This is a genomic window from uncultured Parasphingorhabdus sp., from assembly GCF_963975555.1.
Lineage (GTDB): Bacteria > Pseudomonadota > Alphaproteobacteria > Sphingomonadales > Sphingomonadaceae > Parasphingorhabdus.
This window is the reverse complement of record NZ_CAXBHH010000011.1, coordinates 1-18,194: the sequence shown is the minus strand read 5'-3', so window position 1 is coordinate 18,194 and position 18,194 is coordinate 1. Positions and strand designations below refer to the sequence as shown.

The window sequence follows — 18,194 nt, the reverse complement described above, 5'->3', positions numbered from 1 at the left end:
AAATAACATGGGGAACCGTCTTGAAAAATCTGAATGTCCTGAGCCGTACTGCATTATTCTCTCTCGGCCTCGGGATATCGTCCCCGCTTCTGGCGCAGGAAGACCCGGCGCCGTTGCCGGTCGAAAGCTCTGTCTTTGACGGCGATTATCTGACAGCAGGCATCGGTATCGCGGCCGGCCCCAGCTACGAAGGTTCGGACGATTATGCTATTTCTCCGCTGCCGGTGATATTGGGCAGCTTCCAAGGCGTCGATTTCCAGCCGCGCGGCCCTGGCATCGCGCTCGACTTCATTCCGGATCAGAAAGGCGCGAAAGTCGACTTCATATTGGGCCCCGTGGTGCGGGCCCGTTTTGATCGGCAAAATTCGATCAAGGACCCAGTGGTAAGATCTCTGGGAAAGCTCGACTTCGCAGTTGAAGTGGGACCTTTTGCAGGTATCCAGATCAATCGCGTGCTCAATCCCTATGACTCGCTGACCGCGCAGGTCGATCTGCGATGGGATGTTGCTGGCGCGCATGACGGCATGGTCATCTTCCCCAGCCTGACCTATTTTACCCCGCTCAGTCGCGGTGTTATCACCAGCCTCGCGATCAGCGGCGAATATGTCGATGACAATTATGCCGATTATTATTTCAGCATTTCGCCAGCCGGATCAGCCGCTAGCGGCCTGCCGACTTTCACCGCTGACAGCGGCTGGAAGAATGTCGGCGCGACGATGCTCACCGCGGTCGATCTCGATGGCGACGCGACCAACGGCGGTTTCGGTCTGATTTTTCTGGGCAGCTATTCGCGGTTGCTCGGCGATCCAAAACGGTCGCCGGTCACATCGATCCGCGGCAGCGCTGACCAGTGGTTTGGCGCGATCGGCATAGGCTATACATTCTAGGAAATCTCGCCACGCCCTTTGGTTGAGCGACCCCGGTCTGTAAACTTCACTGGACCTGCTCTCCGCTTCGCCCTAACATCCACCCATTCCCCGGGGAGTCGTTTGACTGAGAGGGGCGCGTAACGTCGCCCGACCCGCAGAACCTGATCCGGCTTCGCAGACGCGGGCTCACCGGCGTAGGGAGGGAGCGGTCATCCGGTTATCCCGACACGCTCTTTCTCCATCAGGACAGAAGGAGAGAGGCGATGGGCAGTGCAGGCGATATCACCGGGTGGATCACCCTATTTTTTGGCCTTTATGGTCTGGCCGCCGGCGTCGGCGAATTTCGCAATCCCGGTTTCTGGTCCAAAATGGTCCGCGAAATCCAGACCAGCAGCGGGCTCCAGTTCGTCACCGGCATAGTTGTCCTGAGCCTTGGCGCGATCATCTATCTCCTGAATCCGTTCAATCCGTCCGACTGGCTGTCGATCCTGATCACCGTCATCGGCGGCTGGATTGTGGTCGAGGGATTGTTGATCCTCGCGGTCGGCGACTGGTTCATGGGCCTCGCCAGCAGGATGATGGCCAATGGATCACGCGCCTGGGCGATCTTCGCGATCGTCTTCGGCTTCGCCGCAATTTTCGCCGGTCTCGTCCGGCTCCAAGTTTAACCTTTACAGAAAGCAGAATATTATGGCTGACCTACCAGCAAAAACCGAAATCGGCGTAACCACCGGCCCGATCAGTGGCTCGAAAAAAGTCCATGTCGCAGCGCATAGCGGCAGCGGCATCCGCGTGGCGATGCGCGAGATTCATCTTGAGGGCGGCGAAGCGCCGATCCGCGTCTATGACACCAGCGGGCCTTATACCGATCCGCAGGCTTTGATCGATATCAAGACCGGCCTCAACGAATTGCGCAGCCCGTGGATCAAGGCGCGCGGCGATGTCGAGGAAGTCGACCAGCGCGAGATCAAGCCGGAAGACAATGGCCAGCTTGGCCCCGACCGCTCCGGCGGCGTTGCGCCGTTCCCCAATGTCCGCCGCAAGGTGCTGCGCGCCAAAGCCGGCGCCAATGTCTCCCAGATGCATTATGCGCGTCAGGGCATCATCACCCCTGAAATGGAATATGTCGCCGAGCGCGAAAATCTCGGGCGCGAGCGGCTCAAGGAATATAAGCGCGACGGCGAAAGCTTCGGCGCGTCGATCCCCGACTATGTCACGCCGGAATTCGTCCGCGACGAAATTGCACGGGGCAGGGCGATCATTCCGAACAATATCAATCACCCCGAATCCGAACCGATGGCGATCGGACGCAATTTCCTCGTCAAGATCAACGCCAATATCGGCAATAGCGCGGTGGCTTCCGACGTCGCCAACGAAGTCGACAAGATGGTCTGGTCGATCCGCTGGGGCGCCGACACGGTCATGGATCTGTCCACCGGCCGCAATATCCACGACACCCGCGAATGGATCATCCGCAACAGCCCCGTGCCGATCGGCACCGTGCCGATCTATCAGGCGCTGGAAAAAGTCGGCGGCGTTGCCGAGGACCTGACCTGGGAAATTTTCCGCGATACATTGATCGAGCAGGCCGAGCAGGGCGTCGACTATTTCACCATCCACGCCGGCGTCCGTCTGCCTTATGTGCCGATGGCCGCCAAGCGCGTCACCGGCATCGTTTCGCGCGGCGGATCGATCATGGCGAAATGGTGCCTTGCCCATCACAAGGAAAGCTTCCTCTACGAACATTTCGACGACATCACCGAGATCATGAAGGCCTATGACATCGCCTACAGCCTCGGCGACGGCCTGCGCCCCGGCTCGATTGCCGACGCCAATGACGAAGCGCAATTCTCCGAACTCTACACGCTCGGCGAACTGACCCACCGCGCGTGGAAGTCGGACGTACAGGTGATGATCGAAGGCCCCGGCCATGTGCCGATGCACAAGATCAAGGAGAATATGGAAAAGCAGCTAGCCGTCTGCGGCGAAGCGCCTTTCTACACGCTCGGCCCCCTCACAACCGACATCGCGCCCGGCTATGACCATATCACAAGCGGCATCGGCGCCGCCCAGATCGGCTGGTATGGCACCGCGATGCTCTGCTATGTCACGCCCAAGGAACATCTCGGCCTGCCAGACCGCGACGACGTCAAGGTCGGCGTGATCACCTACAAGCTAGCCGCCCACGCCGCCGATCTCGCCAAGGGCCACCCGGCGGCTCAGGTCCGCGACGATGCGCTGTCAAAAGCCCGTTTCGAGTTCCGCTGGCGCGACCAGTTCAACCTCAGCCTCGACCCCGAAACCGCGATGCAATATCACGACCAGACACTCCCGGCAGAAGGCGCCAAGACCGCCCATTTCTGCTCGATGTGCGGGCCGAAATTCTGTTCGATGAAAATCTCGCAAGAGGTCCGCGATTTTGCCAGCAAACAGAACCAGAGCGCCGAAGGCTTTATCGCCAGCGAGAAACTGGGCGCAGACACCGCAGCCGCGAGTAAGGCCGCAGCGGAAGAGGGGATGCGCGAGATGGCCAAGGTCTATAAGGACAAGGGGGATCGCTTGTATTTGCCAGAAGACGAGGTGAGCTAATGACAGACGAAAAGGTGAAGGGACCGGCGTCCTATTTTCCATCGATCGAGAAGAAATACGGTCAGCCGATCGACCATTGGCTGGGCCTCGTGCGCAGCCGCTTGCCGGCCAAGCATATGGAACTGGTTGCCATGCTCAAGGACGAGCATGACATCGGCCACGGCCATGCCAACGCCATTGTCGCTTATGCGCTGAAGGAATGACGGGACAGCATGATCAGGTCTTCTCATTTCGAGCGGGCCTGATCATTCTGAACCGAAGTTCTCCGTCATCCTAAGGCGGCACCGTCATCCTGAACTCGTTTCAGGACCCCGTGAGATTGCGCACTGTCGTTCGAGGTCCTGAAACGAGTTCAGGATGACGAGCGAATATCATGCACACTCCGAAAACCGCCCCCGCACCCGCCCGCTTGACGACAGCCAGCCTAAGAGTACAGTATAACCCCCTGCAACGGCTGGCCTTTTCCGCCAGCGAGTCGGTACAATCAAAGGGGGGTAAACAATATGCGAAAATTTTGGATGGTCCTGCCACTGCTGGTCATGGCTGCGCCGCCGCTACAGGCGAAGGACGCCAAAGACGTCATCATGCCGGAAGATGCCGGGAATCTCGCCTTCCAGTCAGCGGTCGGTTACGCCGATGCGGTGATCGCCGGGGACAAAGTCTATCTGTCCGGCGTGATCGTCACGCCAGAGCCCGGAGAGAGTGACCTGAAACCCGCTTTCACCCGCGCCTTCGACCGGATCAGCCGGACGCTGGAACGGGCCGGGGTCAGCTGGGATGATGTCGTCGACCTGACCAGCTATCACACCGACCTGCAAAGCTCGATCAACGAAATGGTCGAGGTAAAAAACCGCTATGTCAAAGCCCCGTTCGCCACCTGGACCGCGATCGGCATCAGCGCACTCTACGAGGCGGACGGCGTGGTCGAGATCAAGATCGTGGCGCAGCGGCGAGGGGAGTGACCCGCCGGACAAGATACGAGATTTAGAAGTGGCTTGATTTTTTAGGAGGGGTGTACTGTCATCATAAATTCGGACGTGCTTAGCAATTGTCATAACAATCTTAATCTAATTCATATCCTGCCTGTTCTAATCTTCTAATGAGAAACGATGCTAAGCTAAGGTGGTCTAAACAGGATTCGATCGAGTCATTGAAATCGTATTCGTGACCTCTTGGATTTCGAACTGCACTCATCGCTCCTGCGAATAGAAACTTGTATCCATTCTGTTCGTCTAGTTCAGAATCGTTACTTAAGTTATTCAATTTAATCGCACCCGTTTCTGACAATGCTTGCATCATAAGCTTTTGGCCAGATTCGCGAGAACCAGCCAATTTTGCGACCCTCTTGTCCAAAAACTTGAACGCCTCAAATGTTGCTTCAGAATAGTGAGCATCATCAAATAATTTTTTTACTTTAGGTGGAAAGCGATCATATATCGAGCGATCGAAGAATGGATGATTGGATACTCCTTCTTCGTCTTCTTTCTGTTGTGATACAATCCCAGCACGTCGAACTACTCGTTCAAAGTATCTTATCCTCACGGGAATAAATTCTTACGGATACTTTGAAAAATATTATCATAGGTCGCTTGAGATCCATTTGCAGGCAAGTTAATTTCAATTCTCACAGTAAGGCCAACATCGCTTGAATTGGGAGCAGAAGGTATCGGTGTTTGAATGGCGGGTTTAACTGCTTTGGTGCCGGATTTTTCTGCTTTTTGAGCAGCAGGTGCGATCCCCTTCCTGGTACGAGTTTTTCGTGTTTGAATTTCCTCGTCGCGTTGTCCTGCAATGGACGCTATCGCAATGAATGCAATTGCTTGCCTTTTTCCGACAATTTCACTTGTTTTGTCGCTGGTACGAAAAAACGATATTAGGGCATCGCGATCAAGCTTCCAGGCCTCGTCGCCGCGAATATCGAATAATTCTGAATATTTTTCTTTCGCAATGGAAGCCAAGCCTTTTTGAAACTCACTGTCATCGTGAGTAGTAAAGAGGTCGTGACCTTTGTCGGTGCGATTATTCTCCACATCGACAACACCTAAGAATTTTAGAGTGTTTATTATATATCCTTCGTTGCTGGGAGCGATTCCTAGTTTTTTCAAAGTCGCAGCATCAACAGTTGATGGGATTGACTTACGAAACTGGTCTACAGCCTGTTGGAAAATGCCGGCACTAGGTAAATATGGAAATGACAAATCCTGTCTCCTGTTTTCCTAATAAGAGGCAACAAAAGTAATATAATGTCAAATTATTATTATTCATATTTTATTTTGCTATGTTCTATTTTCTCACACTGAAGTTAAAGTGTTCTTGCTAGAGTCTACACCGGCAGAGCAGTTTTGCCAGCATTACGGTGACAGTGCACTTTTTTCCGCTGTTCCCTCAACCCACCGGCACCAACTTCTCCACCAGCGCCCTTAGCTCCCCCGCTGTCGTATGCCCCGCAACCACCTCGTGATAGCCAATCCCCGCCTTGCGCAGCGCTTCCTTTTTCACCGCATCGCGGGCAGGGGCGCAGTTGCCGACATGGTGGCCCGATCCTTGATATTCGAGCGCGTGAACCACGCAGCAGCGGTCGTCCATCAGCGCGAAATCGATCCGCTTGGAATTGACGCTCAGAAAGGCGTTCTTGTCGGGGCTGGCGAGAAACTCGCCGAGCGAGACTTGCGCCATCACCTGCCAGCCGGGATTGCGCGCGATCACCGCCTTGTCGAGCGCGGTGAAGACGTTGGCCTCTGACTTGTTGAGCAGCGGACGGGAGGTGAAAGGGGCCTGACTGACGGTCTTGAGCTGGCCAGCCGCGAAATCGGCGCGCGTCACCGGTTTTTTCTTGCGAAATTTCCAGCCATTTTTCGCGCGCCACTCGGCCCGCCGTGCTTTGACGCGATATTGTTCAACCGCAGTTCCCAGCATGAACGCTATCACCAGAGCCACTAGCCCGGGCAGGTTCGACAGGATGAAGGCCATCGGTTCGTCCATTTTTTTCTTCCACTTCTCCTGCGCGCATCATGCCCGAGAACGGTTGAAAAATCGTGTACGGCGAGCCTTCCTCAAAAACTCCCTGTTTTGAATGCATTGCAATCAAATGAAGGTATCGGCACAGGCGCAACCATTCCCCGACCAAGGCGTAAACCCAATATGAAACAAACTCTCTCCCTGATCCCGCTCGCGCTGCTGGCGGCCTGTTCGTCGCAGTCCTCCCCCGACCCTGAGCCGTCTGCGGACGAGACTGTTTCTGTGACGCCCGCACCGCCGGTGGCTCCGGAGAAGACTGCCCCCGCTAGCGATCCCGCGCCATCGGTAAACACCCTCACGCTCGCCGGTCTTGGCGATCTGCGGATCGGGCAAGCGGTGCCCTCGGGCAGCCGCTGGAGCGCGGAGGGTGCGCAGGCTTCGGATATGTGCCGCGTGATATCCTCGCCCGACTATCCCGATGCTTATGCGATTGTCGAAGAGGGCAAGGTGCGCCGCATCTCGGTTGGCGAGGGCTCGCAGGTCAAGCTGGCCGAGGGCATTGGCCCCGGGGCGAGCGAAGCATCGGTGAAGCAATATTTCCCCTTTCCCGCTACGCCGCATAAATATGTCGACGCGCCGGGCAAATATCTGACCGCCCCCAATGCCGCCAGCGGCGACCCCGCGCTCCGCTTCGAAATCGGCAGCGACGGCAAGGTCAGCCAGATCCATGTCGGCACGATGCCGGTGCTGGGATATGTCGAGGCCTGTTCCTAGAACGTGTTAGCGAGATAAACCCGTTCGCCCTGAGCCTGTCGAAGGGTTGGCGTCTTTAGGTCGAAAGTCAGCTAGTCCCACTCGTACTTCGACAGGCTCAGCACGAACGGCTGGTGTGCCGTGTGTGCACCCCCAGCGATCAACACCCCCAAACAAAAAAGCCGCCCCGTGAGGGACGGCTTCTTTTCTGGCACTGCGCGCCGGGGGGAGGGGGGAGGGCGGGCAGGGCCGGGTTCAGGGAGGGGGTGTGTGCTAGACCTTGTCGCCGAGAGCGCCTTTGACGGAGCCCTTGACTTGCTGGGCCTTGCCCTTGGTTTCCTGAGCCGCACCCTTGGCGCGGGTTTCAGGGTCATTGCTGTTCTGTTTGGCCTTGCCAACGGCTTCGTTCACATTGCCTTTTACTTTGTCTACAAATTCGCCCATTTTCATGGTCCTTCTGTTGTGGCCGGTTGTCCGGCCGGTGGGGGATGCAGGCGTTGTTGCCTGCACAGTCTATATAAGCCGCGAACGGCCGGTTCGTTCCCGCCGCAATCACGGGTTGGCGCTCAATACAAACGGACTGGCGCTCTGGCGGAGAATGGGTCCGGCAAGGCAAGGCTTTGCACTATCTTAACCCGCGCCCGCTAGTCCCGCAGACCTGACCAGCAGCAGGACCATAGCGATGGACAGCCAGCCTTTCTCTCCCGAGACGATCGACGCGCTCGCCGCTGCCTATCCGCTTGCCCCGCGCCATCTGCAGCACCAGATCGCCGACCACCCGCTGCTGCAGCTCGACGCACTGGCCGCGCTCGCTCACCGGCTGCGCCCGGAATCGATCGAGTTTAACGCCGCGACCGACCTGCCGCTCGGCATCAGCAATGACGAGACGCCTTATACCGGCCTCGACGTCCACCAGACGATCGCGCAGATCGACAGCGCCGGCTCCTGGGTGTTGCTCAAGACCATCGATCAGGACCCCGCCTATGCGCAGCTGATGCGCGACGTGCTGGCGGCGATCGAGCCGGTGGTCGAGCCGCGCACCGGCAAGATGATGCGGCTCGAGGGCTTCATCTTCATCTCCTCGCCCGGCGCGGTGACGCCGCTGCATTTCGATCCGGACTATAATATCCTGTTCCAGGCGCGCGGCAGCAAGACGATGACTTTCTTTCCCGCCGGTGATGAAGAGATGATCAGCGCCCGCTTTTTCGAACAATATTTCAACGGCGGCCCGCGCAACCTGTCGTGGCGCGACGAATGGGCCGACCGCGGCCAGCCGATCACCGTCACCCCCGGCGAGGCGATCTATGTGCCGATCCTCGGGCCGCACTGGGTCAAGGTCGATGACGAGGTCTCGGTCTCGCTGTCGCTGACCTGGCGCAGCGAGTGGAGCTTCCACCACGCCGACGCCTGCCGCTTCAACAGCCGCCTGCGCAAGATCGGCCTGCGCCCGTCCTCGCCGCCACTCTTTCCCGCCGACAACCGCCTCAAAAGCTACAGCCAGCGCGCGCTGGTCCGGGCGGAACGGATGTTCGGGAGAGGCTAGGGGCGAGAGGCGGAAAAACCCCGTTCGTCCTGAGCCCGTCGAAGGACGGTGTCTAGGAGGCAGGTTCAGCTATTCCCACCCATGCTTCGACAAGCTCAGCACGAACGGACTGGTCGGGGCGACAACCGATGCGCCCCGCAGCCAGCGCCCCACTACCACCAAATAAAAAAAGCCGACCCCCCGCAGGGCCGGCTTTTCGTTTGGCGCTTCCCTAAAGGGACAAGGGGCGCCAGCTAGTGCCCTGGGGCAAACTATTTGATATCGTTGGTCAGCTCCGCCTTCAGCGAGGCCTTGACCTGCTGGGCCTTGCCCTTGATTTCCTGCACCGCGCCCTTGGCGCGGACCTCGGGGTCGCTGCTCTTGCGTTTCGCTTTGCCGACGGCTTCGTTCACATTGCCCTTCAACCGGTCTAGAAGTTCACCCATGATATTCTCCTTCTGTCTCGCCGGATAGCCGGCCCGTTGGATTGGCTGCGACAAAGCCCGCCTGCTCAATCAAATAATGCGCGAGCCGCCAGATGGTTCCCCGCGCGCTGTCCTTCTCAGCTCTGGTCGGTCACCCGCACCAGATTCCAGTCATAGCCAAGCTCCCTGACTCGCGCCTCGATCAGCGCCCGGGTCGCGGCCTCGGGCTGCGCCTCGCGGGTCAGCATCCATAGATAGCGCCCGCTCGGCTCGCCAACGATCGCCCAGCTATAATCATCCGCCCGGTCAAGTATCCAATAGTCGCCGTAAAACGGCCCGAAAAAGGAGACTTTCAGCTTCGCATTGCCGCTGCCCTCGACGATCTTCGCCTTGCCGTCGGCGGTGCTCAGCTTGCCGTCTTTGGTGCAGCTGTTGACCACGGAAATCTTACCGTCATCGCGCAGCGCATAATCGGCGGTCACGCCGTCGCAGCCTTTCTGGAACGGCGCTTCATAGCGGGCCATTTCAAACCATTTGCCGAGATAGCGATCCAGCTCGACCGCCTTGGCCGGCTCCGGCACCGCGCTATTGCCGACGGGGCCGGGCGTGCCGGCGCAGGCGCCGAGCAGGGCGATCGGCAGCGTGCACAGCGCGAGCCTCTGTCCGGTCGATAATTTCATGCGATAGTCTCCATCCTGTAGAGACTATATAGACGGACCTGAGCGGGCGCTGAATATGGCCCTTGGTACATGTCGCGGGTTATGGGTCAGGGCGTTGAGCGGAGCTTCATAGCCCCTCCCATTTACGGGAGGGGTTGGGGTGGGGCCTGTCATCGAACCCGCATTATTTCGTCACCCTGAACTCGTTTCAGGGTCCATTTCCCCACGCGCACAGGCTGTGATTCAGGCGCGATGGATGCTGAAACAAGTTCAGTATGACGAGCTTTGTGAAGGGAAGTATATCTCGAAACTTCGAAATCTCCGACAAACGGCCCGCCACCCCAGCGCCTGCACGTCCGGCAGTCGCGGGTATCGACATGGCTGGCCGCCTGTTTCGCGGTGATCGTGATGGCGCCTCAGAGGCAGTGGCCCTGGCGTTGGGTATTTTGGGGGGGGTGGTCATGTGGATGCCCCTGTGGTGGTGGGTGTGGGGGAGGCTATCAAAATCGGGTTGTTTTTGCATGGGGTAATATTACGGTAGATTCTGGGTTATACTGACTTGGGCTGTGTGGCTCCGTTCGCGCCAAAACTTTGGCAAAGGCCGAGAATGTATGAGTGAGACGACGAAAGTTTTTAAGGGCTCCTGACGGTGACTTTATTTGCCAACGGATTAGGTGGAGTACAAAATATGACTTGGATTGATCCGTCTGTGTTTGCGGCTTTGATTGCCGCTTCGGCTGCACTAGGTGCAGCGGTTTTTGCTTTTGCAGCAGCCGTGATCAATGCCCGCGTCGCTCGAAAAAATAGTGTACTTCAAGCACTGATCGCTCAACGCACAAAAAGGGCCGAGTTTCGACAATCTTGGATAAATCAATTACGAGATTGTTTTTCAGAGATCCAAGGCGGATTAATCGTATCTGAAGATGTGGAAATGTTGCGGCAAATTACAAGAAATTCCCATAAAATATTATTGCTGATGAATAGAGATGATCCTGATTACGAACGCATGCGCCATGCGCTCTCGGGTATCCTAGAATACAGGAACCAAGTTGAAGATGTCGCGGCAACAGCGGCGCGACTTGAAATGGTCGAAGTTTGTCAGGATATACTAAAGCGAGAATGGGAAGTGACGAAAAACGAGATTCGTCTACTGGAAAAAGACGCTCAAGACATTTGATGACTGACAAGATTGAAGCGGGCGGCTATTTGCGCCGCCCGCTCCTCATTTTACGCCGGTACTAAGATCGGCCACGCCTTGAACCCAAAGTTCTTAGCATACAGGATGTCACCGGTTTTCGGACACTTCCGCCAAGGGCGAAAGATGTATTTGAATCCCGGTGGCGGTGGTGCAAACTTACGTTTACTCATACCGCAACCTCATTCGGGGCGCTGTTTACCTTGCTTTAATGACCAATTTGTATATAAAGAAATTGCAACACTTCTTTAATCGATCAGCTAGGCTTCGTCATCGGCGAGCCCCGTTGTACCCGATGAAGAAAAATGGATTGGCCCGAGCTTGCTCGGGCCTTTCTTGTTTAAGTCATAGCCATTGCCTTTACTACCGACGCTATTCTCTCTGCTTCGGCAGGAGTAAGGTCGAATGGCAGGCCGTGAATCCGGACAACAAGGTTTTCTCGGATCTGTATCGGAAACACTTTGGCTGAATCTGATTGAGAAATCGAAATTGGTGCGCTTGTTTCATCTGGCATTACTGATGATGCTTTTGGCCGCTTAAGTTTCTTTGGCGGGTTGGTTCCTGTTCCCTTTTTATCATTTTTCGCAGCGTGCGGCTTGAATGAAAGAGGATCATCAATATAGGATAGAAAGTCATTTATGGCGGCATTTGTCCGGCTTTTGTAAACGTTCAAGCTGCTTGTATTATACTTCTTTCCTTCCAAATTAATGAAACGGGTCATCGCGCTATCCAAATCGATGGAGGTGACGTCGCCTTTCTCTTCTGGATCAAGGACTCCTAACACGTTGCCAACCGCAGCTTTGCGGCCGCCAACAGTGTTCTTGGCCATGATCCCTTTTTCTGCTGTCCAATCTAGAAATTCCAGTAGTGCGCTAACTGATTTGTCCGTCATAGTATCCTCCGATAATTGAGGGCTATACGACTCGCTTCTTGGCTTGTCAAGATGATGTTGTTCCGAACAGGAACGGTATGGTTCTAAATGGCCTCGTTGCTCGTTCTGAATTAGCTTTTTTAGCGTTCGAAACTACGGATACGGTGCTCTAATTTACTATTTCGTTCTCGATCTGGCCGCACCCCCCACCCCCTCACAACCCTAACTCCTTTGCAATCATCGCATCACTAAAATAAGCCCGCTCGCAAATGATCCGGTCCGTCCCCGGCGCAAATTCAAAACTGGCGGCCATCCGCACCCGAAAGCTTTCGCCGGTCGGTTCGATCACCCGCTCGCCAATGGTCAGCGGGCCGAGATGGGTGCCGGTGAGCCAGAATTCGACCAGCACGACATGCTCGCCTGCCGCGCCGATCGCGATGACTTCATTGGCCTGGTCGGGAAAGGGTGTCCGCGACATGGCAAAATATTTGCGCACCGCTTCCTCGCCGTCGAATATCGTGCCATTGCCGTATAACTCATAGCGCGGATGCTGGAACGTATCGATCACCGCATCCCATTCATGGGTGATCTCCAACGCCATATGATCGCGCACGACCTTCAGCCGCGATTGTTCCAGGTCGGTCATTTTTCTCTCTCCCGTTTATTTTGTTTGGGAGGGTTTCGCGCAGCGGCGCGGGGAATGCAATTGGATTTGTAAAACGCTGGTGATGGTGCAGCACGAACTCGTCATTTGAACCACCATCACTCGTAATGTTGCAACCATCACTCGTCATCCTGAACTTGTTTCAGGACCCAGAGCGTTTTATAACCGGCTGTGATTTTTGCGGCTCTGGATGCTGAAGCAAGTTCAGCATGACGAAGAGAGGAACGGGCTGAGATGACCAAATTGCAGACCACACCCTTTGACGGTGCGAAATATATTACCGAACCACCCCATGTCATCGAATTGCTTAACGATGCGCTGGAAAGTGGCGAGGCGGGTTATCTCGTCGCTGCGCTCAAGGCCGTAATCCGCAGCAAATGCATGACCATGATCGCCGAGAAATCGGGCGTGAAACGGCAGGCGCTCTATCGTTCGCTCAGCGAAGATGGCAATCCCACGCTGGAAACCTTGCTCAGCGTGCTGGGTGCGATGAACCTGCAGCTGGCGGTAAAGGAAAGTGAGGCGAAGGCTGCGTGAGGTTAGCGGGTCATCGTGAACCAAAGACCAGCGCAGCCAATTTGTTTCAGGACTTCGAGCAACAATTCCAGCCCCTCCTCTTCAGAGGAGGGGATTAAGGGGTGGTGGCGATGCGCAAGCATCGCTCGCGTCAGCGAACGAGGGCGTGCGGCAGTTGGTAGCTTCTATTATCGGGAATAGCACGTCGCCGCGAGAAACCACCCCAACCCAGTTTCAGGTGAAACGCCCCCCGGCCGTTTCAGATCAGTCCGGGGGACTGATCGACCTGGAACTTTTGAAAAGGAGGGGCTTAACCCACCAAAAAAACCGCTTTCCTACACCGCCCCCAATATGCCCTAATCCCGCCCATGACCGACTCTCGCCCCGACCCGCGCAGCGCCGCCGTCCAGCAGCGCGACATTTCCCGTGTTCCCGCTTTCACCCCGGTGCCGCTGCGCGCCCGCAAGGACGGGTGGACGCCGGTCCGGCAGGCGGAGTTTCTCGGCCTGCTGGCGCAGACCCGCTCGATCACAAAAGCGGCCATGCTGGTCGGGAAGAGCCGCGAGAGCGCCTATCGGCTGCGGTGCAAGCCGGGGGCGGAGGAATTTGTTGCGGCGTGGGACGCGATATTGGGTGTGCCGGAAGCGCCGCAGCCAAAGGTCACACTAGAAAGGCTGTTCCAGCGGATCAGGCAGGGCAGCTACCGTCCGGTCATGCGCGGCGGGCGCTATGTCGCGACGATCAGAAAGCCTGACAATTCTGCGCTTCTGGGGGCCCTGGCGCGGCTCGACCGGCTGGCTCCACCGGAGGCTGACGGGGCCGACGAGCCGGAAGGTCACAGAAAATAAAAGGAGGCGTCTGTGTAAAGTTCCGCGCGCGGCGCCGCGGGAAAATGATGACTCAGAGTTTTTTCGCCGCGACGTCAGAATGATCCCGGAAGCTCGCGCTGGGCCGGGGTCGGCTGCGCCGGCATCAGCAGCTCGCGGGGCAGGGTCAGGGACGCGGCTTCGCGCTGTCCGGCAATGTTTCCGGCTGCGGCGCTGCTGATCGGGGTGCAGGCGGCGCCGGAAAGAAAGCCGAGGGCGCGGGCCATCGACGCTTCGCCGGGATCGCCGAGCGGCAGGGTGATATCGTCGGCGGCCTGACAGCTGTTGCTCAGAGAGCTGGCCAAGCCGCTGAAATAATTGGCGTTGCCGTCTGCATTCTCGGTGGCAAAGGCGACGATCCGGAGCCGGTCGTCGCAGGCGCTGCGGTCGAGGCCGATCTGGCCGACCGGCTTGCCGTAGGTGTTGCTGCCGACCAGCGCCATATTGGCGTCGTGATAGGGGATCATCGCGTTGATCACCAGCTCGCTGGCCGAAGCCGAGCCGCCGGTGGTGATGAAGGCGATGCGGGTCGGGGCGATCGACTGGCTCTCGGTCTTGAATTTGCGGGTCTCGTTGTTGGTCGACTTGCTGGTGCGGTAGCGGGTCACGCCCTGGACCTGGTTGGTAAAGCGGTCGCGGCCGAGCAGGTCTGCGAACAGCTGGGCGGTGCGCACCAGGCCGCCGCCATTATAGCGCAGGTCGATGACCAGCTCGGTCACGCCGGCGTTGCGGAACTGCAGGAAGGCGTCGCGCAACTGCGGCTCGGCGCTGTCGATGAAGGTCCGCAGGTTGACATAGCCGGTCATGGTGCCGCCATTGTCGATGATTTGCACGCCATAGCGCGGCGAGACCGGCTGGATGTCATAGTCGGCCTTGCTGACCGTGGTGATGGTCTCGACGCCCGCTGCGTTGCGGAAGCGCAGCACCCGGCTGGTGCCCGCTGTCGATGGGCCGAGCGCGTTGCTGACCGCCGCAGCGCCGCCTTGGGCAAAGAGCGCGGTGACGGTCTGGAGATTGGCGGTGCTGGTCCCGATCGCCAGTATCTCTGTGCCGCGATCCAGTCCGGCGGCGAGAGCAGGCGCGCCTTCATAGGCGTCGAGAACGAAGACGCGGGATGACGGGCTGTCATAGCTCAGGCGGATCCCGAAACCGGCGGTCGCGCCCGAAGCGTAGAAGGCATCTTCCTCGGCGATCGAGGTGATATAGGTGAAATAGCGGTCCCGTCCCTGACCGCGCGCGGTGGCGGTTAGGGCGTCGATATAGCTTTGCACGGAGCCATAAGGCGTGGGGCTCAAGCTGGCGGGCAGGGTGTCGGGGAAGAGATACCATTGGTTGAGCTGGTCAAACGCCCAGTTCTGACGGTTTTGCAGGGAGCAGGTTGTTCCAGTCGGCGTTGGTGTCGGTGTGGACCCGCCACCGGAAGGCAGGCTGACCGTGTTGCTGCTCCCGCCGCCGCCTCCACAGGAGGAGAGCAGGGCTGCCAGAGCCAATATCGATCCGGATTTCCGTAGTGCCATGCTGCCCCCTTCGCCAGACTGGACGAAAATCGGGTGCGACCATCTGAACCCGACAGGCGCAACCCTGATAGGCTTCGCGACAATTGTCCACACAGAAAAAATCCGCCGACATTGCTGCCGACGGATAGTTTTTTCCTCCCCAGGAAAACTTGTTGGATCAGGTGCCCGCCGAGGGGTCAGAGGGACACCCGAACTCTGAGTGATTTAACCGAACTGGTTCATGGTGTTGTGCGCACCACCGGCTTTCAGTGCGGCGTCGCCGGCGAAATATTCCTTGTGATCATCGCCGATGTCGCTGCCCGACATATTCTGGTGACGGACGCAGGCAATACCCTCGCGGATTTCCTTGCGCTGCACACCAAGGACGTAGCCCAGCATGCCAGCGTCGCCGAAATATTCCTTGGCCAGATTGTCGGTCGACAATGCCGCGGTGTGATAGGTCGGCAAAGTGATCAGGTGGTGGAAGATGCCGGCGCGCTTCGATCCATCGGCCTGGAAGGTGCGGATGCGCTTGTCAGCCGCTTCGCCCAGTTCGGTGTCATCATATTTAGCGTCCATCAGGCCATCGCGGTCATATTCGGATACATCAAGGCCTTCTGCAGCCATCGCGTCATAGACCTGCTGACGGAAGTTCAATGTCCAGTTGAACGAAGGCGAATTGTTGTAAACCAGCTTCGCATTCGGAACGACTTCGCGTACCCGGTCCATCATACCGGCAATCTGTTCGACATGAGGCTTTTCGGTTTCGATCCACAGCAAGTCAGCGCCGTTTTGCAGCGAGGTAATGCTGTCGAGGACGCAACGGTCTTCGCCGGTACCCGGTTTGAACTGGAACAGGTTGGAAGGCAGGCGCTTCGGACGAAGCAACTTACCATCGCGGTTGATGATGACATCGCCGTTCTTCGCGGTGGCGGGGTCAATTTCTTCGCAATCGAGGAAGCTGTTATACTGGTCACCGAGATCACCTGGTTCGTTGGAAACCGCAATCTGCTTGGTCAGGCCAGCACCCAGAGAGTCGGTGCGGGTGACGATGATGCCGTCGGTTACGCCGAGCTCAAGGAAGGCATAGCGGCAGGCGCGGATCTTCGCGAGAAAATCTTCATGCGGCACGGTAACCTTGCCGTCCTGGTGGCCGCACTGCTTTTCGTCGGAAACCTGGTTTTCGATCTGCAACGCGCAGGCACCGGCTTCAATCATCTTCTTGGCGAGCAAGTATGTCGCTTCGGCATTACCGAAACCGGCGTCGATATCGGCGATGATCGGTACAACATGGGTCTGGAAATTCTCGACCTTATCCATTGCCGCTTTTTCAGCTGCTGTATCACCGGCGTCGCGCGCCGCATCAATGTCGCGGAACAACAGGTTCAGTTCGCGGGCATCGGCTTGACGCAGGAAGGTGTACAGCTCTTCGATCAGCGCCGGTACCGACGTTTTCTCGTGCATCGACTGATCAGGAAGGGGGCCGAACTCGCTGCGCAATGCTGCAACCATCCAGCCGGACAGATAGAGATAGCGGCGTTTGGTATTGCCAAAATGCTTCTTGATCGAAATCATCTTCTGCTGCGCGATAAAACCGTGCCAGCAACCGAGTGACTGCGTATATTTTGAACTGTCAGCATCATAAGCAGCCATATCTTCGCGCATGATCGCCGCCGTATATTTGGCAATGTCGAGGCCGGTCTTGAAGCGGTTCTGCAACTGCATCCGGGCAACGGATTCAGCATCAATGCCGGTCCACGTGCTGTTCTGGTTGTTGATCAGGTTGTTGGCAGAACTTTTGAAATCTTGATAGGACATGATATTCTTCCTTAGGCTGGGGAGGTGGTTATATGGTTGTGCTGTAAAATTATTTTCAGCGTCTGAGAGGATGTTTGGGCGATTATGTGGGAATATGCCAGAAATTATTGTCATATTATGAGTCGCAATGTCTGAAAAATTGGATTCTAGCATGTAAATATGTAAATATATTTACATGCTAGGTTGAATGATCATTTATACCTATGATTTGGTGACTGTTCGCTGTGCCAGCCTTGATTACAAGATGAGCGCGCGCCGATGAGTAAGCACTTCGACATTCCATGCGTTGTTAATTATCTTCCTGACTGCTTGATGCAATTCTTGGCGCGATAAACGATATTGGTCCTACAGGCTGATATATTGCTGGCGGTCCCTTAGGGCACTTCTTCGTCCGAGTGCGGACCAGTTTCAGATATATATATATATGGAGCCGCATCCTTCCCAGAAGGAAGGGCAACCAAAATGTGAGATTGCGAAGCCGCAATGGTCGATGTCATATGCTCGACCGATTCTTTCTGGCTTAGAGAGTCTTGTGGAAATATTCTTGGCGGTATGCGCTGAAACTTCCGAGCTGAATACTAGCGTGCCGCGCTCAATTCAAATGCGCTGACATCGGGTAGGCGGGCACGAACTCCCAGCAACTCCGCAAGAATATAGACGTTTGCCGGAGTTTTTATTTCAATGCGGCCAATAGTCTGAAGCGGAATTCCGACGTCTCGTGTGGTCAGGTCAATAGCCGGTTACGGTTATAATATGATTCAATTCGGGAATATCGGCGCGAAGGGTTCAAGCTCCCTTCGCGCCGACCTCCATTTGGAGTCCTTTAAAACTGGCAATCACAAATTCATCAACTCAAGGGCGCTTGAATCACTTGTTAACAAACCACGGGTAAGAGGCCGATGTGGTCGTTGTGGCACAAGTCCCAGAGCTTTTGCTTTTAGAACTTGATGCTTGCACCAAAGGTGAGCCTGCGGTCAGGCAAGCCCTGGAAAC

At 56.7% G+C, this 18,194-nt stretch carries 20 protein-coding genes and 1 riboswitch; of the genes, 10 read left to right on the top strand and 10 right to left on the bottom strand.

Annotated elements, in window-relative coordinates; translation table 11 throughout:
• The first annotated feature begins 20 nt into the window (after positions 1 to 20).
• The 5 genes from AAC060_RS15690 (at position 21) to AAC060_RS15670 (ending at position 4,420) form a co-directional block, all read left to right on the top strand.
• Complete coding sequence (locus AAC060_RS15690) at positions 21 to 887, top strand: MipA/OmpV family protein (RefSeq protein ID WP_339828013.1); 867 nt, start codon at positions 21 to 23, stop codon at positions 885 to 887.
• A gap of 81 nt (positions 888 to 968) precedes the next feature.
• Positions 969 to 1,087, top strand: a riboswitch (TPP riboswitch).
• Between the two features lie 45 nt (positions 1,088 to 1,132).
• Positions 1,133 to 1,537 carry a hypothetical protein gene (locus AAC060_RS15685; RefSeq protein WP_339828010.1) on the top strand — a complete coding sequence of 135 codons (405 nt, stop codon included), beginning with the start codon at positions 1,133 to 1,135 and terminating at the stop codon, positions 1,535 to 1,537.
• A gap of 22 nt (positions 1,538 to 1,559) precedes the next feature.
• Positions 1,560 to 3,458, top strand: coding sequence for a phosphomethylpyrimidine synthase ThiC (gene thiC, locus AAC060_RS15680; protein WP_339828008.1), 1,899 nt, complete (start codon positions 1,560 to 1,562; stop codon positions 3,456 to 3,458).
• Entirely contained in the window at positions 3,458 to 3,661 is a 204-nt protein-coding gene (locus tag AAC060_RS15675) for a DUF4287 domain-containing protein (RefSeq protein WP_339828006.1), read from the top strand. Before thiC ends, AAC060_RS15675 begins: the two co-directional genes overlap by 1 nt.
• Positions 3,662 to 3,961: 300 nt before the next feature.
• Positions 3,962 to 4,420, top strand: a complete 459-nt coding sequence (locus AAC060_RS15670) for a Rid family hydrolase (protein ID WP_339828004.1) — start codon at positions 3,962 to 3,964, stop codon at positions 4,418 to 4,420.
• Positions 4,421 to 4,520: 100 nt separating this feature from the next.
• Here the strand turns inward: AAC060_RS15670 and AAC060_RS15665 are convergent, their stop codons facing one another.
• The 3 genes from AAC060_RS15665 to AAC060_RS15655 form a co-directional block, all read right to left on the bottom strand.
• A complete protein-coding gene (locus AAC060_RS15665) occupies positions 4,521 to 5,000 on the bottom strand; it encodes a TIGR02391 family protein (protein WP_339828001.1) in 480 nt (159 codons plus the stop codon).
• Positions 4,997 to 5,656 carry a DUF5343 domain-containing protein gene (locus AAC060_RS15660; protein WP_339827999.1) on the bottom strand — a complete coding sequence of 220 codons (660 nt, stop codon included), beginning with the start codon at positions 5,654 to 5,656 and terminating at the stop codon, positions 4,997 to 4,999. Before AAC060_RS15660 ends, AAC060_RS15665 begins: the two co-directional genes overlap by 4 nt.
• 187 nt (positions 5,657 to 5,843) lie before the next feature.
• Positions 5,844 to 6,440 carry a DUF2726 domain-containing protein gene (locus tag AAC060_RS15655; protein ID WP_339827997.1) on the bottom strand — a complete coding sequence of 199 codons (597 nt, stop codon included), beginning with the start codon at positions 6,438 to 6,440 and terminating at the stop codon, positions 5,844 to 5,846.
• A gap of 159 nt (positions 6,441 to 6,599) precedes the next feature.
• Here AAC060_RS15655 and AAC060_RS15650 point away from each other — a divergent pair, with 159 nt between their 5' ends.
• Positions 6,600 to 7,190, top strand: coding sequence for a hypothetical protein (locus AAC060_RS15650; protein ID WP_339827994.1), 591 nt, complete (start codon positions 6,600 to 6,602; stop codon positions 7,188 to 7,190).
• A 252-nt stretch (positions 7,191 to 7,442) separates the two neighbouring features.
• Here AAC060_RS15650 and AAC060_RS15645 read toward each other — a convergent pair whose 3' ends face one another.
• Positions 7,443 to 7,613, bottom strand: a complete 171-nt coding sequence (locus tag AAC060_RS15645; RefSeq protein ID WP_339827992.1) for a CsbD family protein — start codon at positions 7,611 to 7,613, stop codon at positions 7,443 to 7,445.
• 238 nt (positions 7,614 to 7,851) lie between these two features.
• Between AAC060_RS15645 and AAC060_RS15640 the strand changes: the two genes are divergently transcribed.
• A complete protein-coding gene (locus AAC060_RS15640) occupies positions 7,852 to 8,712 on the top strand; it encodes a cupin-like domain-containing protein (protein WP_339827990.1) in 861 nt (286 codons plus the stop codon).
• A gap of 251 nt (positions 8,713 to 8,963) precedes the next feature.
• Here AAC060_RS15640 and AAC060_RS15635 read toward each other — a convergent pair whose 3' ends face one another.
• Together AAC060_RS15635 and AAC060_RS15630 are read right to left on the bottom strand one after the other, a co-directional pair.
• Positions 8,964 to 9,137, bottom strand: coding sequence for a CsbD family protein (locus AAC060_RS15635; RefSeq protein ID WP_339827988.1), 174 nt, complete (start codon positions 9,135 to 9,137; stop codon positions 8,964 to 8,966).
• Between the two features lie 116 nt (positions 9,138 to 9,253).
• Entirely contained in the window at positions 9,254 to 9,796 is a 543-nt protein-coding gene (locus AAC060_RS15630) for a lipocalin family protein (RefSeq protein ID WP_339827984.1), read from the bottom strand.
• A gap of 628 nt (positions 9,797 to 10,424) precedes the next feature.
• Between AAC060_RS15630 and AAC060_RS15625 the strand changes: the two genes are divergently transcribed.
• Positions 10,425 to 10,952 carry a hypothetical protein gene (locus AAC060_RS15625; protein WP_339827981.1) on the top strand — a complete coding sequence of 176 codons (528 nt, stop codon included), beginning with the start codon at positions 10,425 to 10,427 and terminating at the stop codon, positions 10,950 to 10,952.
• Between the two features lie 358 nt (positions 10,953 to 11,310).
• Here the strand turns inward: AAC060_RS15625 and AAC060_RS15620 are convergent, their stop codons facing one another.
• Together AAC060_RS15620 and AAC060_RS15615 are read right to left on the bottom strand one after the other, a co-directional pair.
• Positions 11,311 to 11,862: a hypothetical protein gene (locus AAC060_RS15620; protein ID WP_339827979.1), complete on the bottom strand. Its 552-nt coding sequence runs from the start codon at positions 11,860 to 11,862 to the stop codon at positions 11,311 to 11,313.
• 193 nt (positions 11,863 to 12,055) lie between these two features.
• Positions 12,056 to 12,487, bottom strand: a complete 432-nt coding sequence (locus AAC060_RS15615) for a nuclear transport factor 2 family protein (RefSeq protein WP_339827976.1) — start codon at positions 12,485 to 12,487, stop codon at positions 12,056 to 12,058.
• A gap of 252 nt (positions 12,488 to 12,739) precedes the next feature.
• Between AAC060_RS15615 and AAC060_RS15610 the strand changes: the two genes are divergently transcribed.
• The gene (locus AAC060_RS15610) at positions 12,740 to 13,042 is read left to right on the top strand and encodes an addiction module antidote protein (RefSeq protein WP_339827974.1); all 303 of its coding nucleotides are present in this window, start codon (positions 12,740 to 12,742) and stop codon (positions 13,040 to 13,042) included.
• A gap of 347 nt (positions 13,043 to 13,389) precedes the next feature.
• Positions 13,390 to 13,869 carry a hypothetical protein gene (locus tag AAC060_RS15605; RefSeq protein ID WP_339827972.1) on the top strand — a complete coding sequence of 160 codons (480 nt, stop codon included), beginning with the start codon at positions 13,390 to 13,392 and terminating at the stop codon, positions 13,867 to 13,869.
• A 74-nt stretch (positions 13,870 to 13,943) separates the two neighbouring features.
• On the opposite strand, the gene AAC060_RS15600 is transcribed toward AAC060_RS15605, so the two are convergent.
• Together AAC060_RS15600 and AAC060_RS15595 are read right to left on the bottom strand one after the other, a co-directional pair.
• Positions 13,944 to 15,404, bottom strand: a complete 1,461-nt coding sequence (locus AAC060_RS15600; protein WP_339827970.1) for a S41 family peptidase — start codon at positions 15,402 to 15,404, stop codon at positions 13,944 to 13,946.
• A gap of 204 nt (positions 15,405 to 15,608) precedes the next feature.
• Positions 15,609 to 17,201 (bottom strand): isocitrate lyase, encoded by a 1,593-nt coding sequence (locus AAC060_RS15595; RefSeq protein ID WP_339827968.1) that lies wholly within the window; start codon positions 17,199 to 17,201, stop codon positions 15,609 to 15,611.
• Between the last annotated feature and the right edge of the window lie 993 nt (positions 17,202 to 18,194).

Excerpts from the sequence above, each read along its gene's own strand:
- AAC060_RS15655 (WP_339827997.1), bottom strand. The coding sequence starts at position 6,440 with ATGGACGAACCGATGGCCTTCATCCTGTCGAACCTGCCCGGGCTAGTG.
- AAC060_RS15675 (WP_339828006.1), top strand. The coding sequence starts at position 3,458 with ATGACAGACGAAAAGGTGAAGGGACCGGCGTCCTATTTTCCATCGATC.
- AAC060_RS15645 (WP_339827992.1), bottom strand. The coding sequence starts at position 7,613 with ATGGGCGAATTTGTAGACAAAGTAAAAGGCAATGTGAACGAAGCCGTT.
- AAC060_RS15605 (WP_339827972.1), top strand. The coding sequence starts at position 13,390 with ATGACCGACTCTCGCCCCGACCCGCGCAGCGCCGCCGTCCAGCAGCGC.
- AAC060_RS15650 (WP_339827994.1), top strand. The coding sequence starts at position 6,600 with ATGAAACAAACTCTCTCCCTGATCCCGCTCGCGCTGCTGGCGGCCTGT.
- AAC060_RS15630 (WP_339827984.1), bottom strand. The coding sequence starts at position 9,796 with ATGAAATTATCGACCGGACAGAGGCTCGCGCTGTGCACGCTGCCGATC.
- thiC (WP_339828008.1), top strand. The coding sequence starts at position 1,560 with ATGGCTGACCTACCAGCAAAAACCGAAATCGGCGTAACCACCGGCCCG.
- AAC060_RS15615 (WP_339827976.1), bottom strand. The coding sequence starts at position 12,487 with ATGACCGACCTGGAACAATCGCGGCTGAAGGTCGTGCGCGATCATATG.
- AAC060_RS15595 (WP_339827968.1), bottom strand. The coding sequence starts at position 17,201 with ATGTCCTATCAAGATTTCAAAAGTTCTGCCAACAACCTGATCAACAAC.
- AAC060_RS15635 (WP_339827988.1), bottom strand. The coding sequence starts at position 9,137 with ATGGGTGAACTTCTAGACCGGTTGAAGGGCAATGTGAACGAAGCCGTC.
- AAC060_RS15600 (WP_339827970.1), bottom strand. The coding sequence starts at position 15,404 with ATGGCACTACGGAAATCCGGATCGATATTGGCTCTGGCAGCCCTGCTC.
- AAC060_RS15685 (WP_339828010.1), top strand. The coding sequence starts at position 1,133 with ATGGGCAGTGCAGGCGATATCACCGGGTGGATCACCCTATTTTTTGGC.
- AAC060_RS15620 (WP_339827979.1), bottom strand. The coding sequence starts at position 11,862 with ATGACGGACAAATCAGTTAGCGCACTACTGGAATTTCTAGATTGGACA.
- AAC060_RS15640 (WP_339827990.1), top strand. The coding sequence starts at position 7,852 with ATGGACAGCCAGCCTTTCTCTCCCGAGACGATCGACGCGCTCGCCGCT.
- AAC060_RS15670 (WP_339828004.1), top strand. The coding sequence starts at position 3,962 with ATGCGAAAATTTTGGATGGTCCTGCCACTGCTGGTCATGGCTGCGCCG.
- AAC060_RS15610 (WP_339827974.1), top strand. The coding sequence starts at position 12,740 with ATGACCAAATTGCAGACCACACCCTTTGACGGTGCGAAATATATTACC.